Origin of the sequence: Arthrobacter sp. H20 (assembly GCF_000520515.1) — a bacterium.
In the GTDB taxonomy this organism is placed as follows: domain Bacteria; phylum Actinomycetota; class Actinomycetes; order Actinomycetales; family Micrococcaceae; genus Arthrobacter_D.
Genome location: NZ_KI914759.1, coordinates 68884 through 92413 on the forward strand (window position 1 = coordinate 68884; position 23530 = coordinate 92413).

Below are 23530 nucleotides of genomic sequence, written 5' to 3' on the forward strand. Positions count from 1 at the left end.
CCATCACCCATCACCCATCACCCAACTCTAAACACCTGGTGACCACTGCTCCCAAACGCGCTGAGGGACCGGCGGTTTCCCGCCGGTCCCTCAGCCAAGCTCTGCGTTTTACGAGGGGCAGTTAGGCTGTCTGGCCCTCGTGCTCGCCCTCGGCGATCTCTTCGATCATCTTGTCGTTGAAAGCAGGGAGATCATTGGGGGTGCGGCTGGTGACAAAGCCCTGGTCAGTCACTACTTCGTCGTCGCTCCAGTTGGCTCCGGCGTTGCGCAGGTCAGTCTGCAGCGTGTGATAGGAGGTCAGGTCGCGGCCGCTCACCACTCCAGCCTCGATCAGCAGCCATGGCGCGTGACAGATAGCTGCGACAGGCTTGTGCTGCGCGAAGAATGCACGGGCAAAATCCTGGGCACCCTTGTCAACGCGGAGGTGATCGGCGTTGATGACGCCGCCGGGCAGTACCAGCGCGTGGAAGTCATCAGAGTTGGCGTCGGCTACCGTAAGGTCGATGGTAAAGGTGTCAGCCTTGTCAGTGCCGTTGAAGCCCTGGACGGTGCCAGTGCCCGGTGCCACCAGCACTGGCTCTCCGCCAGCCTGCTTCACTGCGTCCCAGGGGCTGGTGAGCTCAATCTGCTCCACCCCGTCAGTGAGCAGGAACGCGACCTTTTTACCGGAAATGTTATGGGGGGACACGCTTCCTCCTGTATTCAGAACGTCGATGTCGTACTCCTCAACACTATGAACATCAGAGATAATAAGCAACCTGTCTAACTGCTAGAGGCCTTCGGCAACCGCTGCCGTAGCCGACAGCCATGCCCGTTGCGTAGCTGGTTTCAGCGAGCCCCAGCGAATGCGCCCTTTATGCAATGCAGCATCGTAGGGAATGGTCACCGCGCAACGCGCCAGGTGGGCGAAGCCATCGGTAATTTCCTGAGCTTGCGCCGCAGTGCCGTTCTTGTCCGATTGGCTGACTATGACGACGGCGTTCTGCGACAGTTCAGCGTAACGGCCTCCCCGGGCTTGCAACGCCTCGAGCAGCAGGGCGCCAGCCTCCGCGTGTTCCTCAAGAGTGGTGGTTGCTATGACCAGCTGATCCGTGTGGTGAATCATCCGCAGCCATCGCTCGGCAGTTTCATCGTTGCCGGAATCTACGATGTTGAGTCTGAAGTACTTCGAGGCCACCTCGTGCAGGTCGTCGAAGTTGCCTGCCGTCACCTTCTGCTCGGATGCTAGGACGTCCGGCTTGGAGCGCAGGACGTCATACTTATCTTCGGTCTGGTGATGCACATAGCGGGCCAGCAAGGCGGACTGGGCCGACGGCGCAAGCAGCTGATCGGTCTGTGGCAGAAGGTCCATCACTGTGGCACTGTGGGGGCCCTGCTCCGTGCGCCAGCCCAGGGTGCCGCGCGTCTCGTTGTTGTCCCATGCGAGTACCGGGCCACCACCGTTGCGTGCGAACACTGATGACAGCATCACTGTGGTGGGAGTCTTGTTGGCGCCGCCCTTGCCGTTAACCACCGAGATGGTGCGCGGGCCGGGCCAGTGCTGGCTCACGGCGCGGGTGTTGGCACGTTCGACCAACTCGCGCTTCGACGGGGCAATCCGGATGCCGAGCTTGGTCAGGAAACCCCTCAACCCGGTCTCGGCCGGAACCCGTGAGGTGTCGGCGGCGAGGAAAGACTTCCGGCTGTTCGGCTGCTCTGCTTGCCGCCGGGTAGAGGTGTCAGTTGCTGGCGCTGCGGGGGCTGACTCGACGGGCGACAACTCGGCAGGGGCTGACTCGGCGGGGTTACGCGGTCTGAGAAGCGTTGCACCTCGGAGATCGGTTCATTTACCGGACCGGCCGCTACCTCCCGGCGTCGTCGGGCGCGCGTCGGAAGGTCTTCGGGATTGACGTCTGGTCCCCACTCGGAGAAGTTGTCAGTCATTGGTTCCGTCCGTTTCGTGGGCCGCGTGAGAGGTGTCCAGCGCCGGTGTGCTCGACCCATCCTATAAGGAGGCCCGGGACAGAGCGCTGGCCAGCAAAACCTCGACAAAAAGAAAGCAGGTCAGCGGCTCTCGGGCCTCTGACCTGCTATGTCTGTAGCGGTGCCGGGACTCGATCCCGGGACCTCACGATTATGAGTCGTGCGCTCTAACCAGCTGAGCTACACCGCCACAAATGAGTGTGCCCGCAGCCGGGCCGTTTAGCCTGCTTGCGGGTCTCTCATTTGAGAGCCCCCCACCGGAATCGATCCGGTGACCTCGTTCTTACCAAGAACGCGCTCTACCACTGAGCTAGGGGGGCAACAGCAGAAAACTTTACCAGCTTCTGCCACCTACACGAAATCAGAATCCGACCGCTCGGGCCGGGCACCGATTTCACCGTCGGATCCCCGGAAAACCGGGGATCCGGCGAAATCAATCAGCTCCTAAATTACCACTTGTCGCGACGCTGAGTGGTGCCTGCGCCAGCACCCTTACCGTGACGTTCCTTACGGGCGCCGCCGTCGCCAGCGCTGTGCCCCGAGGACCGGAAGCCGCCGTCGTGACCGCGGTCCTTGCGGAAGCCGCCGCCCTCGTCGTCACGCTTCTTGAAAGGCTTCTTGAAGCCGTCTCGATCACCTGAGGGCTTGCGGCCCTTGTCCAGTTCGAGGTGGATCAGCTCGCCACCGATCCGTGTCTTGGACAGCGCACGCCACTGGTCCTTGGAGAGGTCAGCTGGCAGTTCCACCAGCGTGTGGTCGGCGCGGATGTCGATGCCGCCGATCTGTGCTGACGACAGTCCGCCCTCATTGGCGATAGCGCCGACGATTGAACCGGGCATGACCCGCTGACGACGTCCCACAGCGATGCGGTAGGTCGCGTTGCCCTCGGTCAGGCTGCGTGTTGGTCCACGTGAGCCGACGCCGTCCTTGCGGCCTGCAGCGCGTTCCTTCTGCCCTGCGGGTGCAACCGGGATGTCCTTGACCAGAATCGGATTGCCACCCTGCGCCATGACAGCGAGAGCTGCAGCAATCTCGTTGGCTGGCACATTGTGCTCGGTTTCGTAGCTGGAAATCAGATCGCGGAAGATTGACACATCTTCGGTGGCGAGGGTCTCGGTGATCCGCTCAGCGAACTTGTTCAACCTCAACGCGTTGACGGCGTCAGAAGATGGCAGGTGCATCTGCTCGACTGGCTGGCGGGTAGCCTTCTCGATCGACCGCAGCAGGTACTTCTCGCGCGGTGTGATGAAGAGGATCGCATCACCTGAGCGGCCAGCGCGGCCGGTCCGGCCGATGCGGTGGACATAGGACTCGGTGTCGTGAGGGATGTCGTAGTTCACCACAAGCGAGATGCGCTCGACGTCGAGCCCGCGAGCCGCTACGTCGGTGGCCACGAGAATGTCGAACTTTCCGTCGCGCAGACCTTCAATGGTCCGCTCGCGCTGCTGCTGAGGGATGTCACCGTTGATTGCTGCAGCCTGGAAGCCCCGTGAACGCAACTTGTCCGCCAGGTCTTCGGTTGCCATCTTGGTGCGCACGAACGCGATGATGCCGTCGAAGTCTTCGACCTCGAGGATCCGCGTCAGGGCGTCGAGTTTGTGCGGGCCCATGACCTGCAGGAAGCGCTGGCGCGTGTTGGTGCCGGTCGAGGTTTTGCCCTTGACTGTGATTTCGGCTGGGTTGTTCAGGTACTTCGACGCAATGCGGCGAATGGCGCTGGGCATCGTTGCCGAGAACAGCGCCACCTGCTTGTCGTCAGGTGTGCCGGAAAGGATCTGCTCGACGTCGTCGGCGAAGCCCATCCGGAGCATCTCGTCGGCCTCATCCAGCACCAGGTACTGAAGGTTGGACAAATCAAGTGAGCCCTTGGAGATGTGGTCGATGACGCGACCTGGGGTTCCAACAACCACCTGCGCACCACGGCGCAGGCCTGCCAGCTGGGGGCCGTAAGGCGCTCCACCGTAGACCGGGAGGACAGTGAAGTTGTCGATGTGCTTGGCGTAGGAAGCGAACGCTTCAGCAACCTGCAGCGCCAGTTCGCGGGTTGGAGCGAGCACCAGGATCTGGGTGAACTTGCTGGGACCGTTGAGGTCGGCCAGCTCGGCCATCCGGGACAGTGCGGGGACCGCGAATGCTGCGGTCTTACCCGTACCCGTCTGTGCCAGGCCGACGACGTCGCGCCCTTCCAGCAGCACCGGAATGGTGGCTGACTGGATGGGGGAAGGCTTTTCGTAGCCGACATCGCTCAGGGCTGCAAGCACGCGGCCGTCAAGACCGAAGTCGGTGAATTTGATGTCGTCAGCTTCGGGAGCTTCGACGTTCTGAGGAACGTCGACGGCGTCAGGAGCTATAACGGTTTCGGGAGTCTGGGTTTCAGGCATGGGAGATTGACCTTCAGGTAGATGCCGGAGAGTTGGAATTAAAGGGTGATTCCAGCTCATGAACATAGAAATCCGGCACTGTTTCAATCCCGCGGCAGGACTTCGCGTCATAACTGGCGGCCGCTATCTCAGCGGTCTGTATGACGTTTTCTTCTAGCCGGCGCTCCCTGATGAATCTGCCCGCATGCTTACTCTGCGAGCCCCAACACAACCTATCCAGCCCAGCAAAGTGGGCGGAAATTAAAGGGAATACCGGTGTGGGGGATGTTTCAAGTGTACTGCATGGCGTTGGTGGAGCACACCCGCAATCAGCACGACGGCGCGTGAGCCTGCCCACATGAGGTTTCTTACAGCTAGGCCTATTGCGCTAGGCACTTCGCAGGACGGCAGCGAGCACCGTGTGAATTTCCGGACTTAGCGTCACACCCTGTGATTCGGCGTCCAGGAGCCGCCGGGCGGCGTCGGCGTCCAGTCCTGCGAACACCTGATGACCAGTGATGCCGTGCTCCGGGCGGTTCATCACGGTGACGGTGTCGCCCGCCTGGATCTGCCCTTTGGAGATCACGCGTAGGTACGTGCCCACCCGGTTTTCCTCGGCAAACCGTTTCACCCACCGCGGTTCCTTGAGGAACCGGGCGAAGTTTACGCAGGGCGTGCGCGGCGCGGTGACCTCGAGGACGACGTCGTCCCCCACCTGCCAGCGTTCGCCAATGACCGCGCGGCTGGCGTCGATCCCGTCCACCCTGAGGTTTTCTCCGAACTTGCCGGGGCTCATGTCCCGTCCCAGTTCGGCGTCCCAGAAGTCGGCGTCGTGCTGGGAGTAGGCGTAGATGGCCTTTGATTCGCCGCCGTGGTGTTTCCGGCTGGCCTGCACATCACCCGTGAGGCCGAGCTTGTGGACATTCACGGGACCGTCCACCGCCCGCTTGTCGATGGCGGTAACGCCCGTCGAATCCTGCGTGGGCAGCAGCGCATGAACCAGGCATACGGCGAGCAAAGAACCAGTTGTCATAGCGTCCATCCTAAGGATCCTCAGGGTTCGAAGCGGTATCCCATACCGCTTTCGGTGATGAAGTATCGCGGTCTGGTGGGGTCAGGCTCCAGTTTCTTGCGCAACTGGTTTAGGTAGACCCGCAAGTACTGCAGTTCCTTTGCATAGGCGGGTCCCCATACCTCCAGCAGCAATTGCCGTTGGGAGACCAACCGGCCGGGGTGGTTAACGAGCAGGTCGATGATCTTCCACTCGGTAGGGGTCAGCCGCACTTCGGTTTTGCCCCGCGTCGCCGTACGTGCGCCGGTATCAAGAGTGAAGTCGGGTGTTCGCACTACTGGAGCGTCAGGTGCAACCACTCGGCGGCTGGCCGCCCGTAGCCGCGCCAACAGTTCGTCCAGACCGAAGGGTTTGGTGACGTAGTCGTCGGCGCCCGCGTCAAGGGCGTCCACGACGTCGTCGGACCCGTGCCGTGCAGACAGCACGATAATGGGGGTCTGGGTCCATTCCCGCAGCGCGGCGATAACCTCCATTCCGTCCATGTCTGGCAGCCCTAGGTCGAGCACCACGATGTCGGGACGGTACTCAACTGCAGCAGCGAGCGCTGAGGCTCCATCAGCGGCGGTAATGGGGCGGTAGCCGTGTGCCCGCAGGTTGATCTGGAGCGCGCGGAGGAGCAGGGGCTCGTCGTCGACAATCAGGACCTCGGTCATTCATCGCACCGCCTTAGCTCCACTTCATGATGCCACGGTCATCGCTGCACTCCGGTGGCAAGCGGCAGCCGGATCCGCAGGGTCAGCCCACCACCGGGCGTCGCTTCGGCATGCAGCTGACCGCCCATCACTTCGGTGAAGCCTTTGGCAACAGCGAGGCCGAGGCCCACCCCCACTCCGGCAGGTGCGTCGCCGGCCCGTTGGAAGGGCTGGAAGATGGTGTCGGCGTCGTCAGCGCTTACCCCCTGCCCATGGTCAATGATGCGCAGTTCGCCGGCCGGAACTCTGTCGGTGGGGGTCCCGATGGTTCCCTCGACAGATCCGTTGATCACGATGTCCTCGCCACCGGCATACTTGTGGGCGTTTTCAACGATGTTCGCAATGACGCGTTCCAGCATGCCCGAATCAGCCTCGACAGGGGGGAGATCTCCGGCAACCTCGATCCGGACCCGCCGGACCGGCACTCCGGCCAGGGCCGTGGGGAGAACATCGGCCCAGTGCACCGCCCGGAGGTGAGGGGTCACTGCGTCGCCAGTCAGCCGGGACATATCCAGGAGGTTGTTGACCAGAGCATCCAGCCGGTCGGAGTAGTCCTCAATGGTCCCAAGCAGCTCCTTTTGCTCGTCGAGAGGAAGCTGGACGGCGTCGTGTCGGAGGCTGCTGACGGCAAGCTTGATACCGGCCAGGGGCGTTCGGAGATCGTGTGAGACAGCCCGCAGAATCGCTGTCCGCATGACATTGCCTTCGCTGAGACGGCGGTTGGCCTGGGTGCTGACGATCAGTTCCTGGCGTTGCCGCATGGCGGTGAGTTGAGATCCGAAAGCGGTGAGCAGGCGGCGCTCACGTGCGGTCAACACCCTCCCGTACAGGGCCAGCACCAGGCCGTCTGGCAGGTCCTCGATGGTGCTGGCCAAGGAAAGGGTGAGGTCAAAAACGTTAGTGCCTGCACTGTTTGCAGTGCCTGCACTTTCGTTTTTCGAAGTGCCTGCAGTGCCTGCGCTGTGTGGAACGGCATCAGGCGCGCTCTCACCTGCGAGCAATGCAGCGGCCGTCCCGCCCGGGACGTTTCGGTCGAAAAGTCCTACGAAAGTCACCTGAAAGTGGTTGCGGACATGTGCCAAAAAACCCTGCAGGGTGTCATCGGCGGCAAGGACGCCGCGGGCAAGTTCGCTCAGCGTCGCCGCTTCGGCAGTCGCTGCCGCGGCCTCCCGGGAACGGCTGGCCGCCAGGCCCACCACCAGCGACACGGCAACTGCCACCGCAACAAAGATGATCACCGTAAACAGGTTTTGCGGGTCGGTGATTTCCAGTGAGCCGACCGGATCGGTCGAGAAGTAGTTGAGGACCAAAGTACCCAGTAGCGCAGCCAGCAGCGCGGGCCACAACCCACCCACCAGCGCGACGGCGATCACTCCGGCCAGCTGCACCAGCACGTCGACTGCTAGGAAGTCGCTGCCAACTGTGAACATGACCCATTCCAGAAGCGGTGGGAGTAGCACGGCGAGCGCGAATCCGGTGACCACACGAACGCGGCCCAGCGTGCTCAGGGAAGTTGAGGACATGCCAGCATTCTCTCAGTGATTCGGGTAGACAGGGCGTTAGGCGGAGAAGCCGCCGTCGGCCTTGATCAGCTGGCCGTTGACCCACCGACCATCCTGGGACAGTAGGAAGGCAACCACCCCCGCCACATCGGCCGGGGTGCCAAGCCGTCCGGTCGGTTGACGCTGGGTGAGGGCTTGCCGTACCTCATTGGTCATCCACCCGGTGTCGACGGGTCCCGGGTTGAGTGCGTTGGAACTGATGCCACGGTCACCGAGTTCTCGGGCCGCAGCGAGCACAATCCTGTCAAGGGCGCCCTTGGAGGCACCGTAGGGCAGGTTATTGACCGTGTGGTCGCTGGTGAGGGCGACGATCGCTCCCCCGTTGTCGTTGCATTGCAGAGCGAACGCATTGATGAGTTGCCAGGAAGCGCGGACGTTGACAGCGAAATGCCTGTCGAAGCTTTTCACCGAGGTAGTTAGCAGCCCCGAGTCGACGCCCTCGGTGTGGGAGAGCACCAACCCGCTCAGAGTGCCGAGTTCCATCCGGGCTGCAGCGATGAGCTCCCCAGGCGTCTTGGAGTCTTCCAGGTCACCCGGCAGCGCGATGACCCGTGAGCCGAGAGCTTCCAGCTCGGGAATCAGCTCCTGCAATTCCGACGCCGGGTTGGTAGTGCCGTTGACCCGTTGATCGTAGGGGTGCCAGTAGCTTAGGGCCAGGTCCCAGCCGTCGACGGCGAGCCGTCGGGCGATTCCCGCACCGAGGCCTACCGTCCGTCCAACGCCAGTGACGAGTGCTGAATTTCGTGTCATTAGGTGCCGCCCTTTCCTGCCAGTCGGTTTTCAGTCTAGGTGCCGCGCTCCCGTCCACAGGTGAGCTGACCCCTTGCTGGGCGGAGACTGTAGGTTGGAGATCACAACATTCCCTGCCGAAAGGTCACCACCCATGACTGTCACAGCAATCGTCAACGCCCACGTTGTCCCCATTGAAGGCGCCCCCTTTGACGGGGCAATGGTCATTGAGGATGGCAAGATCGCAGCGCTGGGTGCTGATGTCACAGTCCCCGAGGGAGCCCAGGTGCACGACGCCGAAGGTCAGTGGCTGCTTCCCGGTCTGATCGACGCCCACGTGCACCTCGGCACTCACGAGGAGGGCGAAGGCTGGGCCGGTGACGACACCAACGAGATGACCGATCCCGTAACTGCCGGCGTTCGCGCGATCGACGCCGTCAACCCCTACGACCCGGGATTCGACGACGCCCTGGCCGGTGGCATCACCGCTGTGAACGTGAATCCCGGGTCAGGTAACCCCATCGGCGGACTCGCCGTCGCCATCCACACCCACGGCCGCTACATCGAGGAAATGGTGCTCCGCTCCCCCAGCGGCCTGAAGTCTGCCCTCGGCGAGAACCCCAAGCGGGTCTACGGCGACAAGAAGCAGACCCCCTCCACCCGGCTAGGCACAGCACTGGTGATCCGTAAGGCGTTCATGGACGCCCAGAACTACATGGGCAAGGCCGACGAGTTCGGCCGCGATCCCAAGCTGGAGGCGCTCGCCATGGTGCTGCGGCGGGAAATTCCGTGGCGCCAGCACGCACACCGGGCCGACGACATCGCTACCGCAATTCGGCTGGCCGACGAGTTTGGCTACGAGCTGGTGCTGGACCACGGCACCGAGGCCCACCTGTTGGCCGATGTCCTGGCCGAACGCGGCATCCCGGTGCTCATTGGGCCGTTGTTCACCACCAAGTCCAAGGTGGAACTCCGCGGACGATCCATTGCCAACCCGGGCAAACTTGCCGCCGCGGGAGTCGAGATCTCCATCATCACCGACCATCCGGTCATTCCCATCAACTTCCTGATTCACCAGGCGACCTTCGCCATCAAGGAGGGCCTGGACCGGGAAACTGCACTGCGCTCCATCACTATCAACCCGGCCAAGGTGCTCGGCCTGGCGGATCGGATGGGTTCACTGGAAGTAGGTAAAGACGCCGACGTAGTGCTTTGGAGCGGCGATCCGCTCGATGTTATGCAGCGCGCACTGACGGTCTGGATCGGCGGTCGGGCTGTCTACAGCTACGACGCCGACACCCGCACCGGCGTCGTCGTCCCGCGCGGCTAACATGGCCCGCACCTCGCGCGTAGCCCTGCCCCCGCCGCCCTGGACGCTGAAACTGGGCATTGCCGTGTGGCTGGTGGTGGGCACCCTGTTCCTAGTGGCGGCCGGCTCGTTCCTGGGGTCGGCCCAGCTCCAGGAACAGGACCGGGCGGGCCTGGTGGGGCTCGGCGTCGTCCTCGGCGTGCTGGCGTTGGTGCAGTTCTTCCTGGTGTTCCGGTTGTGGCGCGGAAAGCGCAGCGCTCGGGAACTGCTGACCACGATCGGCATCATTGTCGGGTTGCCGGTGCTGCTTCGCGGCACGCCAGGACTCTCGGTTGTCTCAGTGGTGATGCTGCTGGCGATCCTGCCGCTGTGGCTACCGCCCAGCCGCGCCTGGTTTCAGACGGTCGATGAAAAACCCGAAAACAAGTGGGTGCGGCTCGTCCGGAGGACCCTGAGTCCCTTCAAACGGCACTAACCCTTTAGCTACAGAAAACGCGCCCGCAGTTCTGCACTGCGGGCGCGTTTCCTTTTATGAGTCTTAGAGGGTTGAGAAGGCCTGTTCCAGGTCGCCGATCAGGTCCTCGACGTCCTCGATCCCGACGGAAAGCCGGATCAGGTTTTCAGGGACTGCCAGCTCAGTTCCTGCAACCGAAGCGTGGGTCATCGCGGACGGGTAGTTCATCAACGACTCGATGCCACCCAGAGATTCGGCAAGGGTGAACACGTGGGTGGACTCGGCAACAGCGCGTGCCGCCGCCTCGCCGCCGGTGAATGACACCGAAATCATGCCGCCGAAGTCCTTCATCTGGGACGCAGCGAGGTCATGTCCCGGGTGATCCGCCAGACCCGGGTAGAAGACCTGCTCCACTTCCGGGCGGCCTTGTAGCCACCCGGCGATGGCCCTGGCATTGGCACTGTGCCGGTCCATCCTGACGCCAAGGGTCTTGAGGCCGCGCGTGGTCAGCCACGCCTCCATCGGTGCCGAGACTGCTCCGACGGCGAACTGGACGAACCCCACCTTCTCGGCGATCTCCTCGTTGCTGGTAATCACTGCCCCGCCGCTGGCATCGGAGTGCCCGCCAATGTACTTGGTGGTGGAGTGAACGACGACGTCGGCCCCGAACGAGAGCGGCTGCTGCAGGTACGGGGTAGCGAAGGTGTTGTCAACCACGAGGATGGCACCGGCGTCGTGAGCGATCGTTGCAATGGCAGCGATGTCGGTGATCTTCATCATCGGGTTCGACGGCGTCTCCACCCACACCATGCGGGTGTTGTCGGCAGCAATGGCGGCCCGGACGGCGTCGAGGTCTGACATGTCCACTGCAGCGTTGCTAATCCCCCACTGTGAGAGGACCCGGTCGATCAGCCGGTAGGTGCCCCCATACACGTCGTTGCCCATGACAATCCGGTCGCCCGGCGCAAGCAGTGCCCGGATCAATGAATCCTCGGCGGCAAGACCCGACGAGAAACTGAATCCGTGGGTGGCCCCCTCAAGAGCGGCGAGCTGCGTCTGCAGTGAGTCGCGCGTCGGGTTGGTGCCCCGGCCGTACTCGTAGCCGTTGCGCAACTGGCCAATCCCGTCCTGTGCGAACGTGGTGGTCTGGTACAGCGGGGGGATGACAGCGCCCGTGGTCGGATCAGGTGTCTGGCCGGCGTGGATCGCCCGGGTGTTGAAGCCCTGGTTCTCAGCGTGCGTCATGGTGCTCCTTTGATGGGACGTCAGATACTCATATAGGTCAGCAAATCGTGGCGCGTCAGAATTCCCACTGGCGACCCAACGAACGTGACCATCAGCGTGTCGCTGTCCACTAACCGCTCCCGCGCTGTGGACACCGACTCCAGTGAGCCGATGAGCTGCAGCTTGTCATTCATGTGCAGGGAAATCTTGTCGGTGAGCTTGGCTTCGCCGTGGAAGAGTTTGTCGGTCAGCAGCCGCTCATCCACCGAGCCCAGCACCTCGCCCATCTTGACCGGGGGCTCCTGAGACAGGACCGGGATGTTGGAGACGCCGTACTCGTTCATGATGTGGATGACGTCGCGCACCGTTTCCGTGGGATGCGTGTGGACCAGTTCCGGCATGTTGCCGGTCTTGGCGCGCAGGATTTCGTCGACTGTCGCCTCGTCCCCGCTTTCAAGGAACCCATAGGACTTCATCCAGTCATCGCTGAAGATCTTGCCGAGGTAGCCTCGACCACCGTCGGGCAGAATGACAACGACGACGTCGTCCTTGGTCAGTTCCTTGGCCACCCGCAGGGCGGCAACCACTGCCATCCCGCAGGAACCGCCGACCAGCAGCCCCTCCTCGCGGGCGAGGCGGCGGGTCATGGCGAAGCTTTCAGCGTCTGTTACCGCCATGATCTCGTCGGCGACTGTTGGATCGTATGCCTCGGGCCATATGTCCTCGCCGACGCCCTCAACAAAGTAGGGGCGGCCCGTGCCGCCGGAGTAGATGGAGCCCTCTGGATCGGCGCCGATGACCCGCACCGGGCCGCTGGCGCGGTCAGCCGACACGTCCTTGAGGTAACGGCCGGTGCCGCTGATGGTGCCGCCCGTGCCAACACCGGTGACGAAGTGGGTTATCAATCCATCGGTGTCGTTCCAGATTTCGGGCCCGGTGGACTCGTAGTGGCTGCGCGGGCCGTTGGGGTTGGAGAACTGGTCAGGTTTGAACGCGCCGGGGATTTCACGGGTCAGCCGGTCGGAAACGCCGTAGTAGGACTGCGGGCTGTCCGGCGCGACCGCTGTAGGGGTGACCACTACCTCAGCCCCGTAGGCTGCCAGGACGTTGCGCTTGTCTTCGCCCACCTTGTCGGGGACCACAAACACGCAGCGGTAACCACGCTGTTGGGCGACCAGCGCGAGCCCGACGCCGGTGTTGCCGGAGGTCGGCTCAACGATGGTCCCGCCGGGCAGGAGTTTCCCTTCAGCTTCGGCAGCGTCGATGATCTTGACGGCGATGCGGTCCTTGATGGAGCCGCCGGGGTTCAGGTATTCCACCTTCGCCAGCACGGTTGCGGCAATTCCCTCGGTCACCCTGTTCAGTTTGACCAGCGGGGTGTTGCCGATCAGGTCCACTACTGAGTTCGCATACTTCATACCTACAAAGTTACCGTGAAGTGCAGTTGCCCCAGGACGGCACTGACCCGCTGGCCGCTTCACCAGTCACGGCCATTGGCCAGGAAGGGCTGCTGTCACGCGCAGATATGTGGTTCTCCTTGGATGACTAGCTATCCCGGTGAGGAATCTGGACATCGGTGAAGGACATTCTGCTCTCAGTTGTCCTCTTTTCTGACGGATGTCCAGGTTGCTCACCAGATCACTGTCGGTCCGGCGTGACACCATTGAGTCATGACCGTTTCCGTTGCCGAGGGCGCAGCTGCAGGGTCTCCCGCGCCCGAGGCGCTGGAGTGGGAGCCGGGCGGGCCGTACAACCTGGCGGGCACCATCAGTCCGCTGCAGTGTGGCGCGCTTGACCCGGCATTCATTCATCACCAGGGCGGCGCCTGGCTGGCGTTCCGGAACGACGACGGCGCCACCACCCTCAGGCTGGAGCAGCGAGGGGTCCTGCGCTCGACGCGTGTCCATGCATTGGCCTGGGGACCGGGCGCCCGGTCCGCTCTTGAGAGACTCCCCGCGCTGCTCGGCGGAGACGACGATTGGAGCCACTTCGACAGCCCCGGCTTCCAGACGAGGCTGCCGGAGTTGGCCCGCAAGGGCCGTTACCTCAATCCGGGGCTGCGGTTGCCTGCGACGGGGCGAATGCTCGACACAGTCGTGCGCGTGATTCTTGAGCAGAAGGTCACCGGCATCGAAGCCAAACGCGCGTGGCGCTGGCTGCTCACGCGGCACGGCGACAACGCCCCGCAGGCGCCGGGAGCTCCGCAGGGGCTGCGGTTGCCGCCCACTGCCGCCCAGTGGCGCCGGGTGCCGTCCTGGGACTGGCATCGGGCCGGCGTCGACGCGCACCGGTCGGACACCATCATGAAAGCAGTATCGATGGCCACCGGGTTGGAGCGGCTGGCCGGCCTATCGTCGTCGGGCCGGGTCACCGCTGCGCTGTGCTCGGTCCCCGGGATCGGAGCCTGGACGGCGGCCGAGGTGCTGCAGCGGACGCATGGCTGCCCGGATTCGATCTCTGTCGGGGACTACCATTTAGCTGCCTACGTGGGGGCGGCTCTCACTGGCAGCAGGATCGACGACGCCGGGATGCTGAAGCTGCTGGCTCCCTGGGCCGGTGATCGGCAGCGAGTGGTGCGGATGCTGTACGCGAGTGGATTCCGGAAGCCCGTCTACGGGCCTCGTCTCGCGCCCGAGGATCACCGCCACCGCTAAGCTGAAGGGCATGAGTGATCCCGTAGACGTGACGGCAATTTTTCTTCCCATCCCCGGCGAAGTTTTCCGAGTAAAACTGGCCCTGGATATTGCGATAGAGCAGGTGGTCACCGAGCCAGGATGCATCAGGTATGAGATCACTGATGTGGCGGAGGACCGGATTGTGCTGACTGAACGGTGGGAATCCGAGGAACTCCTGGACAACCATCTGCAGGGTCCTGCCGTACAGGATCTCGGCGAGTCCCTCAGCGCGCTGCTGGTTGAGCCGGTGAAGGTATCTAGGAGCTGAGACGCAGAAAGCCCCGGATCCTTCGAAGGGATCCGGGGCTTTCCACTGCGATCCAGCGGCTGAGTCCGAAGACTAGCCGGCCTTCTGATCGTCCTGTGCTGGCGCGTCCTGTGCTGGCGCGTCCTGTGCGGGAGCGTCCTGTGCGGGAGCGTTCTGTGCTGGCGCGTCAGCTGCCGGTGCGTTCTGCGCGGCTGCCTGCTGCTGGGCTACCTGCTCGTGGACCTCTTTCATGTCCAGGCCCTTGACGGCGTCGACCAGTTCACCGAACTGGGTGGCGTTCATGGCGCCGGGCTGGGAAAACACCAGCACCTTTTCGCGGAAGGCCATCAGGGTAGGGATCGAGGTGATCCCGGCTGCGGCAGCGAGAGACTGCTCAGCCTCGGTGTCCACCTTCGCGAAGGCGATGTCGTCGTGCTTCTGCGAAACGGCGTCGTACACGGGAGCAAACTGCTTGCACGGGCCACACCATTCAGCCCAGAAGTCGACGAACACAATATCGTTCGTTTCGATAGTCTCGGGGAAAGTTGCCTCGGTTACTTCGATAGTTGCCATGCTTTAACGCTAACGAGTTTGCTCGCGAATGTCTCCCCGTGTTCGCTCTGGATGAAGTAAGGGAGCCGGCGGGTCGGCGTCGTCGGGCGCATCCCAGCCTGGCCAGCGACAAAAAACCCCGCCCGTTCCAGCTGGTGCTGGTCGGGCGGGGTATCTCGTGTTCGGTGGCAGATACTGGATTCGAACCAGTGAAGGCGATGCCAGCTGATTTACAGTCAGCCCCCTTTGGCCACTCGGGTAATCTGCCAAACGTCCTCATAAATGAGGTTCACCCACGGTAACCGCGGGCAAGACAACTTTACAGAAAATCATCTCAAGAATCGAATCGCCCCTGGACGGGCCTCGCTGAGCCTACAGTCCGGCGTTGACGCGGCGCTCAATCTGGGCGTAGAAGGCGTCCGCCTGGTCGTTGGTGACGGAGCCGAGGGCGACGGCGTGGTCGAGTTCGGATCGCACTCCCGATAACCTTTCCGCGTCAGCTGAGACCGGGTAGGAGACCTCGACCGACGACGCGTGCGCCGCCACCGCTGGCATGGCTGACAGCCCGGTGATGGACACTGCGGACGACGCGGCGAGAAACGTACCCGCTACTGCATGCCGGACTCGAACTTGGTACCGTACACGCGGTCTGCTGCTCATCGTCTGTTCCTCCAGGTTGATCACTAGAGCCAAGACTCTCATCGGCGGTTGTGTGCCGACATTGGACTTCCTGTAGATCAGCTGGGAGTCCCTTCCAGCAGCCCTTTGGCTCGCAACCGATTAGGCTGGGACCAGATCCTTTTCACTACCCCGTAGGAGACATTGTGGCGAGCGAATCCACTTTCGATGTTGTCAGCAAAGTAGACAAGCAGGAGGTTGCCAACGCCCTGCACCAGGCGCAGAAGGAAATTGTCCAGCGCTATGACTTCAAGGGCATCGGCGCTGAGGTCGACTTCAGCGGGGAAATGATCCTGATGAAGGCCAACTCCGAGGAGCGCGTCCTGGCGGTCCTTGACGTGCTGCAGTCCAAGATGATCAAGCGGGGCATTTCGCTGAAGTCGCTGGATACGGGTGAGCCCTACGCCTCGGGTAAGGAATTCCGCCTGGAAACCACCATCAAAGAGGGCATCGCCCAGGACGTGGCGAAGAAGATCAACAAACTGATCCGCGATGAAGCGCCCAAGGGTGTCAAGTCGACCATCCAGGGTGATGAGCTGCGTGTCAGCTCCAAGTCCCGTGATGATCTACAGGCCACCATGTCGCTGCTGAAGAGCTTCGACGAAGCCGATCTGCAGTTTGTGAACATGCGCTAGAGCATCTGCGCGACTAGTCGCCGAGGTGGCGCTCCCCTGCCGGGAGCGCTACCTTTTTTGTGGTCGGTTCGCGCCTTGGTGACCCGCTACGGAAGTAATTTTGGTCAAACCTTTGACATTTGTTACCTGGGTCACTCACACTTTGAAAACAAAAGTTGCCTGGCAGGATACAAGATGGGCGCCCCGCCGTCGACGTTTCGAAGAAAGACAGCACTCCATGACTGAACATCCCGGCTTGACTCACGACGACGTCGCAGCCGCCGCCGCGCGCGTCGTCGCTGCGTTCTCGCAGACGGACACCGAGGCGTACTTTGTGTCGTTCAGCGCCGATGCCACCTTTGTCTTTCACACCGAGGATCGGCGGCTTGAGCAAAGATCCGAGTATGAGACGCTCTGGCAGTCATGGCTGGCCGACGGCTGGCGAGTGACCGAGTGCCAGAGCAGCAACCAGTCCATCCAGCTGCTGGGCGACACGGCTGTGTTCAGCCATGACGTCAAGACCACCATCAACACCGGCGAGACAACCATGGAACGGGAAACGATAGTTTTCCACCGGGACGACACCGGTTCCCTGCTTGCCGTCCACGAGCACCTTTCCCCTCTTCCCGACTCCCTCGAATCCAGGTAACACGATGACCACATCACAAGCCACAGGCCGTTCGCCCGGCTCAGCCTTCTCCCGATTGTCCGACAATCTCGAAAAGAACTCTGAAGGCTTCGGCCCCATCCGGGGAACCCTCGGCGCGGGCCGGATGGGCATGATCTGGCTGGCCGCGAACCTGGTGGTCACGACGCTGCTCACCGGAACACTGTTCGTTCCGGGTGTGAGCTGGCCCCTCGCCGTCGGGATGATCATCGTGGGCACTGTCATCGGCGGTGCCGTCCTGGTCCTGGTTGGCAACATGGGTACCCGGACCGGGCTTCCCACCATGTCGCTGACCAAGGGCTCCTTCGGGCTCCGCGGATCATTCCTTCCAGTTGCCGCCAACGTGGTGATCCTGATGGGCTGGAGCTGGGTGCAGGCGATGCTCGCCGGTGTCACAGTCAATTTCCTGGTGGAGCAGGCAACAGGCTTCTCGAATCCCATCCTGTTCTCGGTCCTCTGCCAACTGCTGGTGGTGTGCCTGGCGATCTTCGGCCACGCTGGCATCGCCCGGGTGGAGCCGTGGCTTGCCCTGGTGATCCTCGCGTTCATGGCGTACATCTTCGTCTCGGCGTTCACCACTTTTGCGCCGTCAGAGTTCATTGCTTTACCCGCCGATCCCGAGCTTGGCTGGTCCGGAGTGGCAGTGCTCGACGTCGTCATAGCCACAGCTATTTCCTGGACGGTGCTGTCCGCGGAGTTCAACCGCCTCGCTAAGTCGCAGGCCGCTGGCATGATCGGTTCGGGGATCGGCTACATGCTCTCAACTGTGCTGGCGATGGTCCTGGGCGCCACTACCGTTGCGTACCTGGTGCTCGACGGCGGCGAGGCAGTCGCGTTCGATCCCACCGCCATCGTGGCAGCCTTTGGAACGCCGCTGGCAGTAGTGATCTTCCTGTCGGTGATGGCAACGAACACCATGGTGGTGTACGGGATGGTGTCTTCAGTCGTGAACATGGTTCCGTCAAGCAAGGTGAAGTTCCTTCCCACGGCGCTGGTGCTCGGCGGGATTTCTATCGTTGGATCGACATGGCTGGCTCTGCTGGATCAGTTCACCTCTTTCCTCGTCCTGATTGGGTCGCTGTTCATCCCGGTGTTCGCCGTCATGCTCATTGACTACTACATCGTGCGCAAACGTCATTACAACAAGGACATCCTGCGTGGCTCCGGCGGTGACTACTGGTACTTCAAGGGCGTCAACATCGCTGCGGTGGCTGTCTGGGTGATTGGTGCTGCTGCGTCGCTGATTCTCACCTATTCGGTTCCAAGCCCCATCGGAGCGACGATTCCCACCTTCATCATTTCCGCTGGGCTCTACCTGATCTGGGCCCTCGCGACCAAGAGGATCATTTCGGGCACTCCCACGCATTCCCATCTCAGTGATGATGTTTCTGAAGCCGATGATTTGGACTCTGGGCGCCGTGCGGCTCGTTGATCTTTCGCATCCCATCGTCACTGGGATGCAGGTCTTTCCTGGCGACCCGGAGGTGACCATCACTGTTGCTGCGGACATTGCGACAGATGGGTTTCAGGTGGCCGAGGTTCATGCAGGCACCCACACGGGAACCCATCTGGATGCTCCCCTGCACACGGTGGAGGGTGGGGCGTCGGTGGATCGAATCGACCTTCGCCGGCTGGTCGGGCGGGCTAGGATTGTTCGGCTTCCGGTGGTTGATCCTGGGTATGCCTTTGGCTGGCACGACGTCGAATCCCAGCTCTCCGAGGTGACGTCCGTAGCGATGGTGTTGTTCCAGACCGGATGGTCGCAGCACTTCGGCACTGGCAGCCACGGGGGCAGGGGTGGTAATTGTGCCCATGTCGATCGCCCGCCTCTATACCCGCAGGGACGCCGTGTACCGGCCCGTTCATGACGTTCCAGTCACCACCATCGCCGTGGCCTGGCTGTCAGACAACACCTCCGAGGACATTGAGGAGTTCATTGGGATTGTGCGCGGACGAACTGAGCGTAGCTCGCGGCAGCCGTCCGCCAAAGAACCTGCGAAGAAGGAAAAGAAGGCGCTGAAAGCGGTTGGCAGGAAGCAGAACCCTGGACGGCCTCAGTCACCAGCGATGAAAGCGGGTGGGACCAAAAAGGCGTCAGCCGGGGGCAAGAAGCAAAACCCTCGCGGACGGAAGCCCGGTGCCGGTGGGCGTGGCCGCCGCTAACCACCGCCGGATCACCGCCGGATCACCGCGGAGCCACCGCCGAGAAGTTAGGTCTGGCGGGCTACCGGCCGGACGAGTCGCCAGATCTCACACCTCGCCGGGGGGTCAAAAATTGTTCTTTGTGGGACCTCATCGCGGGCCTTATTTTGTCAGTGCTCGATGATGGAATTGGGGTATGAAAAGCAGTAAAGCTTCTGCTATCGGGTCGGGATTCTTCCCCGATTCTGGCGCGGATTCCGCCCCTGGCCGCGGGTCCGCGGGGGCTTCTGCGGGGGCTCCCGGCGGGTATGGTGCTGGTGGTCCGTTGAGCGTCGATGCGCAGTGGGTGGCCCCCGTCGCTGACGGAGTCGCGATGCCGGCCGATCCGGGCCAGAGGGTACGCTCCAGCGATGAACCGCCGGCGTTGACGGGTCAGCTGGGATTGACTGCCCCAGCCGGCCTGGATACCAGTCAGGCGCTGGATGCGTTGAAAGACCTCGCCGAGGCGAGATCCTGGATCGATGCGCAGGAAGCTAAACTCGTCACCCGGGTCCATGACCTCACCGCCGAACGGGTGCACAAGACCGGATGTATCGGGTTGGCCCGCACCCTGACGGGGGCCGAGATCGGGGCTGCCTTACGCATCCCGGAGCGGACGGCGGGGTTTCTCCTGGATACCTGTGAACTCCTGACCCGTGACTACCCGGCCACGTTGTACGCATTGGAGGATGGCAGGCTCTCCCAACGCCACGCCACGGCGGTGGTGCAGGAGGCCATCAGCATCCCCGACACAGTCCCGGCTGTCACCGCTGCGTTCGAAGCCCACCTCATCGACCTGGCCTGTGAGACGACGGTGGCGAAGTTCACCCATCAAGCCCAACGGTTACGCGAAAAACTTCACCCTGAATCGATCACCCTCCGGCACCAGAAAACTCTCCGGGACCGGCGCGTGTACGTGGCCCCGGCCCAGGACGGGATGGCCTGGCTCCAAGCCTTCCTACCCACCGAACAGGCAGCGGGGATCTTCCACCGCGTCGACACCGCCGCCCGTAACCTGCAAGGCCCTGACGAAACCCGGACCCTCACTCAACTCCGCGCCGATGTCCTCGTGGACGTCCTCANGTCCTCACCAGCGCCGGCCCCGGCGACGGCGGTGAAACTGGTGTCTCCGGTGTCCAGGGTGTTCAGGCGAAGGTGTTCGTCACCGTCCCCGTGCTGACCCTCCTCGGCGGTGACACACCGGGTGAGCTTGAGGGGTATGGTCCGATTGATCCTGAGACGGCCCGCCAGCTCGCCGGGCACGCACCATCGTTCACCAGGATCCTCACCCACCCCTATACCGGGGCACGCCTCGGCGCCGATGCCACGACCTATCGTGTTCCTAAGGATCTCCAGGACGCGGTCCGGGTCCGGGATGGGACCTGCCGGCATCCGGGGTGTAACCGGTTGGCGGTGTTCTGCGAACTCGACCACACCACCCCCTGGTCCCAGGGCGGCAAAACGTCCTACTCGAACCTGGCATGTCTGTGTAAACGGCACCACATGTTCAAAACCGACGGCTACTGGCACTACCAGCAACCCGGACCCGGCACCATCATCGCGATCTCACCCGCCGGTGAAACCTACCTCACCACCACCGACCCAACACCACCAGACCCACCAGCACCAGATCCACCACCCTTCTAGTGATTGCGCGATGCTACCGCGCAATGCAGGACCGTGGGATGATCGGCCATGGCAATCGGTCACACCTATCTATTCGCCCTCACTGATGGCGGCGGGACTGTACCTCCCGAGCTCGGAGTTGGGCGCCGGCTCGTTACTGGCGGTCACCGGGTGACGGTGCTGGCTGATGAGTCGATGGCCGCTCAGGTACAGGCCACAGGTGCGACGCTAAGAACCTGGATGCGGCGCGCACCGGACGAACTCCGTGACTGGGAGATGAAGAATCCGCTAACCCTCGCACGCACGATGGCCGACGTCATGTTTACGGGGCCGGCGGGGAGCCAGGCGGCCGATATCGCCGCCGAGATAGACGCGACTCGCCCCGATCTTGTCCTTACCTCTTTTCCCGCCCTCGGCGCTATGATCGCGGCGGAGGCTCGGGGTGTGCCTTTCGATGTCCTTATCCCGAACGCTTATCCCCTCCCAGCGCCGGGAATGCCGCCGTTCGGCGACGGTCTGGCCCCGTACACGGGCCACTGGGTCGCCTCCGTGATCGACTTGCGAACGCAGGAAGCACAATGCTCTTCGACCGCTACGCGCTCAAGCCGATCGACTCGATCCGATCGAAGTATGGCCTTGAGCCGGTCGCGCACGTCTGGGACCAGCTGCATCACGCCCGGCGGCAACTCGTGCTCACAGCACGGGCGTTTGACTTCCCTGCCGATCTGCCAGTCAACGTGCGCTGCGTCGGACCTATTCGGGATGACCCGGTTTGGGCGATCGACGAAACCTGGACTTCCCCGGCGGGGGTAGCTCCCCTCGTACTGGTCGCCCTGTCATCAACCTTCCAGAATCAGGCCGACTGCATACAGAGAATTGTTGATGCTCTCGCCACACTCCCAGTGCGCGGATTGGTCACCACTGGGCCGACCATTCCGGCAAGTGCCCTGCGCTCTGTCGCTAACGTGAGAGTTGTTGAGTCCGCGCCACACAATGCGGTTCTGCGCAGCGCCTCACTAGTCATCACCCATGGCGGTCACGGAACCGTGATCAAGACCCTGTCCGCCGGATTGCCGATGGTTATCATGCACCACGGCCGCGATCAGGCGGATAATTCGCGCCGTGTGATCGACAGAGGTGCGGGGATCACGGTATCGCGCGGGGCGTCGGCAGATCGGATCGCGCAAGCAGTCGCCGAGATCCTCGCATCACCTGCTTTCCGCGAGTCGGCGGGACGACTCGGACAGGCTGTGGTCGCCGAGGCATCGAGCAGCAGGCTGCTCGATGAACTCGAGAAGATCTGACCCGCGTTGCGTTAGCGGGAGGAGTCGTGGGAGTGGGGTCCGAGCTCCCAGCTGTCATTCGGCGTGCACAACAGCCTCCAAGCGAGAAATGCCATCCCTAGCGCCGTGAGATTCCAGGCGACAAAATCAAGCCACCGAAGGTCGGTGATAACGGCAAAGAGGTGAAGCGGTTGGGAAATCATCAGCAGGAGAGCGACGAGTCGCGGCATCAGCCGGGCCCGGAAGCAAAGAATGCCCAGCAGGACGACTCCAACGATGTGTCCGATGATGAATACCGTCAGCAGCAAATCCTGGCTCGGAAGGCTCAACAATTGATCACTGAGCGCGGTGACCTGCTCTGGAGGCAGTCCGATTTGGGTCGCGGCCAGCAGCGCAGCGTCTATTCCCGTCAGAACACTCAACGCAAGATACCCGGGAATGAGAAAAATGCCGGCTGCAAGCGAGAGACCTGGGCGGTGCCGTCTCGTCAGTTGCAGTGCTGCCCACGCTCCCGGCAAAAGAGTGAACAACGCAACGACCCCCAACCAGAGAACAGTTTGCTGCGCATCCTGGTTCACGGCGATGGTTTCGCCCACCGGAGCTCCAGGCAGAAGGAACCGGATGAATGACACTGCGATGGGGCCGAGAGGCAGGAGAATAGCCGCAAGTATGCGGTCGAAAGTGCGATACTCGCGAACGCTTCGCTCCTTTGCCTTCCGGCTGGCCATAGAAGATGAATGTGGCAGGGCAGTCTGATGGGATTCGGCGGACACGATGGGATCCTTCCGGTGAGATGAAGCCCTCAAAGCGGGCGTGGCAACTGGTTGTTGTCTATTCCCAGCATCGTCATCATCTGTACGGGGCGAATGAGGAACTGCACCTGCCCTTCCGATTTCACCCAGGAGCTTTTGCCCGGCCGCTCTGGGGGTACGCACCTACCCTCCCCGGCTCGCGAAGCGCATAATCAAACCATGACCAGCTCCCGTCAGCATCAGGACGTCATCAGGGTGCTGCTCGCGGATGATCATCCCGTAGTGCGCCATGGTCTCACCGCCCTCCTTAGCACCCTCCACGGCATGGAGGTTGTTGGTCAGGTGGGTTCCGGACGAGAGGCCGTGCGGGAAACAGCGTTACTGGCACCCGACGTCGTCGTTATGGACCTGCGCATGCCCGACCTGGGCGGAGTGGAAGCGACGGAGCGAATCCTGCGTCACAATCCGAGCGTCGGAATTCTCATCCTTACCATGTTCGAGGAAGACGAGATGGTTGTGGATGCTATCCACGCCGGCGCTCGCGGGTACCTAGTCAAAGGCGCAGAGCAGGAGGAGATCGAGCGAGCCATCCGAGCTGTTGCCGCAGGAGAAGCAATATTCAGCAGCGCCGTAGTGGCAGGAGCGCTAGGCCGCCGTTCGTCGCCGTCGGCCCAGATCCCCTTGCGTCAGATTACGATCCGTGAGCGTGAGGTGCTGAACCTCATTGCTGCGGGCATCGGCAATGAGGACATCTCTCGCCGTCTGCATCTCGCTCCGAAGACCGTGGGGAATCACGTTTCATCGATCTTTCACAAGCTCGGAGTTGCGACTCGGAGCCAAGCGATCGTCCTAGCTCGAGACGCCGGATTGGGTCGCAGTGTCTGAGGTTTC

General features: G+C 62.5%; 25 protein-coding genes and 3 tRNA genes. 13 read left to right on the forward strand and 15 right to left on the reverse strand.

Features of this window, described 5'->3' with window-relative positions:
- Positions 1-121 precede the first annotated feature (121 nt).
- The 9 genes from Y703_RS0116410 to Y703_RS0116450 form a co-directional block, all read right to left on the reverse strand.
- Complete coding sequence (locus Y703_RS0116410; protein WP_026553580.1) at positions 122-688, reverse strand: type 1 glutamine amidotransferase domain-containing protein; 567 nt, start codon at positions 686-688, stop codon at positions 122-124.
- An 81-nt stretch (positions 689-769) separates the two neighbouring features.
- A complete protein-coding gene (locus Y703_RS20490) occupies positions 770-1759 on the reverse strand; it encodes a MinD/ParA family ATP-binding protein (protein WP_051427690.1) in 990 nt (329 codons plus the stop codon).
- 319 nt (positions 1760-2078) lie between these two features.
- Positions 2079-2152 (reverse strand) — tRNA-Met (locus Y703_RS0116420).
- 58 nt (positions 2153-2210) lie between these two features.
- Positions 2211-2282: transfer RNA gene (locus Y703_RS0116425), tRNA-Thr, on the reverse strand.
- Between the two features lie 129 nt (positions 2283-2411).
- On the reverse strand, positions 2412-4343 hold the full coding sequence (locus Y703_RS0116430; RefSeq protein ID WP_026553581.1) for a DEAD/DEAH box helicase: 1932 nt from the start codon (positions 4341-4343) through the stop codon (positions 2412-2414).
- A gap of 367 nt (positions 4344-4710) precedes the next feature.
- Positions 4711-5355: an MOSC domain-containing protein gene (locus Y703_RS0116435; RefSeq protein ID WP_026553582.1), complete on the reverse strand. Its 645-nt coding sequence runs from the start codon at positions 5353-5355 to the stop codon at positions 4711-4713.
- Positions 5356-5375: 20 nt separating this feature from the next.
- The gene (locus tag Y703_RS0116440) at positions 5376-6047 is read right to left on the reverse strand and encodes a response regulator (RefSeq protein WP_026553583.1); all 672 of its coding nucleotides are present in this window, start codon (positions 6045-6047) and stop codon (positions 5376-5378) included.
- A 38-nt stretch (positions 6048-6085) separates the two neighbouring features.
- The gene (locus tag Y703_RS20495; protein WP_051427691.1) at positions 6086-7609 is read right to left on the reverse strand and encodes an ATP-binding protein; all 1524 of its coding nucleotides are present in this window, start codon (positions 7607-7609) and stop codon (positions 6086-6088) included.
- Between the two features lie 36 nt (positions 7610-7645).
- A complete protein-coding gene (locus Y703_RS0116450; RefSeq protein WP_026553584.1) occupies positions 7646-8398 on the reverse strand; it encodes an SDR family oxidoreductase in 753 nt (250 codons plus the stop codon).
- Positions 8399-8531: 133 nt separating this feature from the next.
- Between Y703_RS0116450 and Y703_RS0116455 the strand changes: the two genes are divergently transcribed.
- Positions 8532-9707 (forward strand): amidohydrolase, encoded by a 1176-nt coding sequence (locus Y703_RS0116455; protein WP_026553585.1) that lies wholly within the window; start codon positions 8532-8534, stop codon positions 9705-9707.
- A 1-nt stretch (position 9708) separates the two neighbouring features.
- On the forward strand, positions 9709-10161 hold the full coding sequence (locus Y703_RS20500) for a hypothetical protein (protein ID WP_035765700.1): 453 nt from the start codon (positions 9709-9711) through the stop codon (positions 10159-10161).
- A gap of 63 nt (positions 10162-10224) precedes the next feature.
- Here Y703_RS20500 and Y703_RS0116465 read toward each other — a convergent pair whose 3' ends face one another.
- Positions 10225-11385: a cystathionine gamma-synthase gene (locus Y703_RS0116465; protein WP_026553586.1), complete on the reverse strand. Its 1161-nt coding sequence runs from the start codon at positions 11383-11385 to the stop codon at positions 10225-10227.
- A gap of 20 nt (positions 11386-11405) precedes the next feature.
- Positions 11406-12782 carry a cystathionine beta-synthase gene (locus Y703_RS0116470; protein ID WP_026553587.1) on the reverse strand — a complete coding sequence of 459 codons (1377 nt, stop codon included), beginning with the start codon at positions 12780-12782 and terminating at the stop codon, positions 11406-11408.
- A gap of 252 nt (positions 12783-13034) precedes the next feature.
- Here Y703_RS0116470 and Y703_RS0116480 point away from each other — a divergent pair, with 252 nt between their 5' ends.
- Positions 13035-14018, forward strand: coding sequence for a DNA-3-methyladenine glycosylase family protein (locus Y703_RS0116480; protein ID WP_026553588.1), 984 nt, complete (start codon positions 13035-13037; stop codon positions 14016-14018).
- 10 nt (positions 14019-14028) lie between these two features.
- Complete coding sequence (locus Y703_RS0116485) at positions 14029-14307, forward strand: putative quinol monooxygenase (RefSeq protein ID WP_026553589.1); 279 nt, start codon at positions 14029-14031, stop codon at positions 14305-14307.
- A 72-nt stretch (positions 14308-14379) separates the two neighbouring features.
- Here Y703_RS0116485 and trxA read toward each other — a convergent pair whose 3' ends face one another.
- From trxA to Y703_RS0116500, 3 genes are all read right to left on the reverse strand, one after another.
- Positions 14380-14859, reverse strand: coding sequence for a thioredoxin (trxA, locus tag Y703_RS20505; protein WP_051427692.1), 480 nt, complete (start codon positions 14857-14859; stop codon positions 14380-14382).
- Positions 14860-15024: 165 nt separating this feature from the next.
- Positions 15025-15106: transfer RNA gene (locus tag Y703_RS0116495), tRNA-Tyr, on the reverse strand.
- Between the two features lie 104 nt (positions 15107-15210).
- Complete coding sequence (locus Y703_RS0116500; protein WP_155849576.1) at positions 15211-15498, reverse strand: hypothetical protein; 288 nt, start codon at positions 15496-15498, stop codon at positions 15211-15213.
- A 164-nt stretch (positions 15499-15662) separates the two neighbouring features.
- On the opposite strand from Y703_RS0116500, the gene Y703_RS0116505 reads away from it, so the two are divergent.
- The 8 genes from Y703_RS0116505 to Y703_RS22765 all read left to right on the forward strand — a co-directional run bounded on the left by Y703_RS0116505 (position 15663) and on the right by Y703_RS22765 (position 21908).
- Positions 15663-16151, forward strand: a complete 489-nt coding sequence (locus Y703_RS0116505) for a YajQ family cyclic di-GMP-binding protein (protein WP_026553591.1) — start codon at positions 15663-15665, stop codon at positions 16149-16151.
- A gap of 217 nt (positions 16152-16368) precedes the next feature.
- Positions 16369-16779, forward strand: a complete 411-nt coding sequence (locus Y703_RS0116510) for a nuclear transport factor 2 family protein (RefSeq protein WP_026553592.1) — start codon at positions 16369-16371, stop codon at positions 16777-16779.
- A 4-nt stretch (positions 16780-16783) separates the two neighbouring features.
- Complete coding sequence (locus Y703_RS0116515) at positions 16784-18229, forward strand: purine-cytosine permease family protein (protein ID WP_026553593.1); 1446 nt, start codon at positions 16784-16786, stop codon at positions 18227-18229.
- A gap of 25 nt (positions 18230-18254) precedes the next feature.
- Entirely contained in the window at positions 18255-18665 is a 411-nt protein-coding gene (locus Y703_RS20510; protein ID WP_253908092.1) for a cyclase family protein, read from the forward strand.
- A complete protein-coding gene (locus Y703_RS20515) occupies positions 18610-18960 on the forward strand; it encodes a hypothetical protein (RefSeq protein ID WP_155849577.1) in 351 nt (116 codons plus the stop codon). Before Y703_RS20510 ends, Y703_RS20515 begins: the two co-directional genes overlap by 56 nt.
- Before the next feature lie 175 nt (positions 18961-19135).
- The gene (locus Y703_RS21795) at positions 19136-20158 is read left to right on the forward strand and encodes a DUF222 domain-containing protein (protein WP_253908093.1); all 1023 of its coding nucleotides are present in this window, start codon (positions 19136-19138) and stop codon (positions 20156-20158) included.
- A complete protein-coding gene (locus Y703_RS23255; protein WP_051427695.1) occupies positions 20134-20625 on the forward strand; it encodes an HNH endonuclease signature motif containing protein in 492 nt (163 codons plus the stop codon). Before Y703_RS21795 ends, Y703_RS23255 begins: the two co-directional genes overlap by 25 nt.
- A 557-nt stretch (positions 20626-21182) precedes the next feature.
- On the forward strand, positions 21183-21908 hold the full coding sequence (locus tag Y703_RS22765; RefSeq protein ID WP_051427696.1) for a glycosyltransferase: 726 nt from the start codon (positions 21183-21185) through the stop codon (positions 21906-21908).
- A gap of 11 nt (positions 21909-21919) precedes the next feature.
- Here Y703_RS22765 and Y703_RS0116540 read toward each other — a convergent pair whose 3' ends face one another.
- The gene (locus Y703_RS0116540) at positions 21920-22660 is read right to left on the reverse strand and encodes a hypothetical protein (protein WP_155849578.1); all 741 of its coding nucleotides are present in this window, start codon (positions 22658-22660) and stop codon (positions 21920-21922) included.
- Positions 22661-22858: 198 nt separating this feature from the next.
- On the opposite strand from Y703_RS0116540, the gene Y703_RS0116545 reads away from it, so the two are divergent.
- Entirely contained in the window at positions 22859-23524 is a 666-nt protein-coding gene (locus Y703_RS0116545; RefSeq protein WP_026553595.1) for a response regulator transcription factor, read from the forward strand.
- The last annotated feature ends 6 nt before the right edge of the window (positions 23525-23530 follow it).

Coding starts and splice junctions, on each gene's coding strand:
- Y703_RS0116430 (WP_026553581.1), bottom strand. CDS start 4,343: ATGCCTGAAACCCAGACTCCCGAAACCGTTATAGCTCCTGACGCCGTC.
- Y703_RS0116435 (WP_026553582.1), bottom strand. CDS start 5,355: ATGACAACTGGTTCTTTGCTCGCCGTATGCCTGGTTCATGCGCTGCTG.
- Y703_RS0116440 (WP_026553583.1), bottom strand. CDS start 6,047: ATGACCGAGGTCCTGATTGTCGACGACGAGCCCCTGCTCCTCCGCGCG.
- Y703_RS20495 (WP_051427691.1), bottom strand. CDS start 7,609: ATGTCCTCAACTTCCCTGAGCACGCTGGGCCGCGTTCGTGTGGTCACC.
- Y703_RS0116450 (WP_026553584.1), bottom strand. CDS start 8,398: ATGACACGAAATTCAGCACTCGTCACTGGCGTTGGACGGACGGTAGGC.
- Y703_RS0116455 (WP_026553585.1), top strand. CDS start 8,532: ATGACTGTCACAGCAATCGTCAACGCCCACGTTGTCCCCATTGAAGGC.
- Y703_RS20500 (WP_035765700.1), top strand. CDS start 9,709: ATGGCCCGCACCTCGCGCGTAGCCCTGCCCCCGCCGCCCTGGACGCTG.
- Y703_RS0116465 (WP_026553586.1), bottom strand. CDS start 11,385: ATGACGCACGCTGAGAACCAGGGCTTCAACACCCGGGCGATCCACGCC.
- Y703_RS0116470 (WP_026553587.1), bottom strand. CDS start 12,782: ATGAAGTATGCGAACTCAGTAGTGGACCTGATCGGCAACACCCCGCTG.
- Y703_RS0116480 (WP_026553588.1), top strand. CDS start 13,035: ATGACCGTTTCCGTTGCCGAGGGCGCAGCTGCAGGGTCTCCCGCGCCC.
- Y703_RS0116485 (WP_026553589.1), top strand. CDS start 14,029: ATGAGTGATCCCGTAGACGTGACGGCAATTTTTCTTCCCATCCCCGGC.
- trxA (WP_051427692.1), bottom strand. CDS start 14,859: ATGGCAACTATCGAAGTAACCGAGGCAACTTTCCCCGAGACTATCGAA.
- Y703_RS0116500 (WP_155849576.1), bottom strand. CDS start 15,498: ATGAGCAGCAGACCGCGTGTACGGTACCAAGTTCGAGTCCGGCATGCA.
- Y703_RS0116510 (WP_026553592.1), top strand. CDS start 16,369: ATGACTGAACATCCCGGCTTGACTCACGACGACGTCGCAGCCGCCGCC.
- Y703_RS0116515 (WP_026553593.1), top strand. CDS start 16,784: ATGACCACATCACAAGCCACAGGCCGTTCGCCCGGCTCAGCCTTCTCC.
- Y703_RS20510 (WP_253908092.1), top strand. CDS start 18,255: ATGCAGGTCTTTCCTGGCGACCCGGAGGTGACCATCACTGTTGCTGCG.
- Y703_RS20515 (WP_155849577.1), top strand. CDS start 18,610: ATGTCGATCGCCCGCCTCTATACCCGCAGGGACGCCGTGTACCGGCCC.
- Y703_RS22765 (WP_051427696.1), top strand. CDS start 21,183: ATGCTCTTCGACCGCTACGCGCTCAAGCCGATCGACTCGATCCGATCG.
- Y703_RS0116545 (WP_026553595.1), top strand. CDS start 22,859: ATGACCAGCTCCCGTCAGCATCAGGACGTCATCAGGGTGCTGCTCGCG.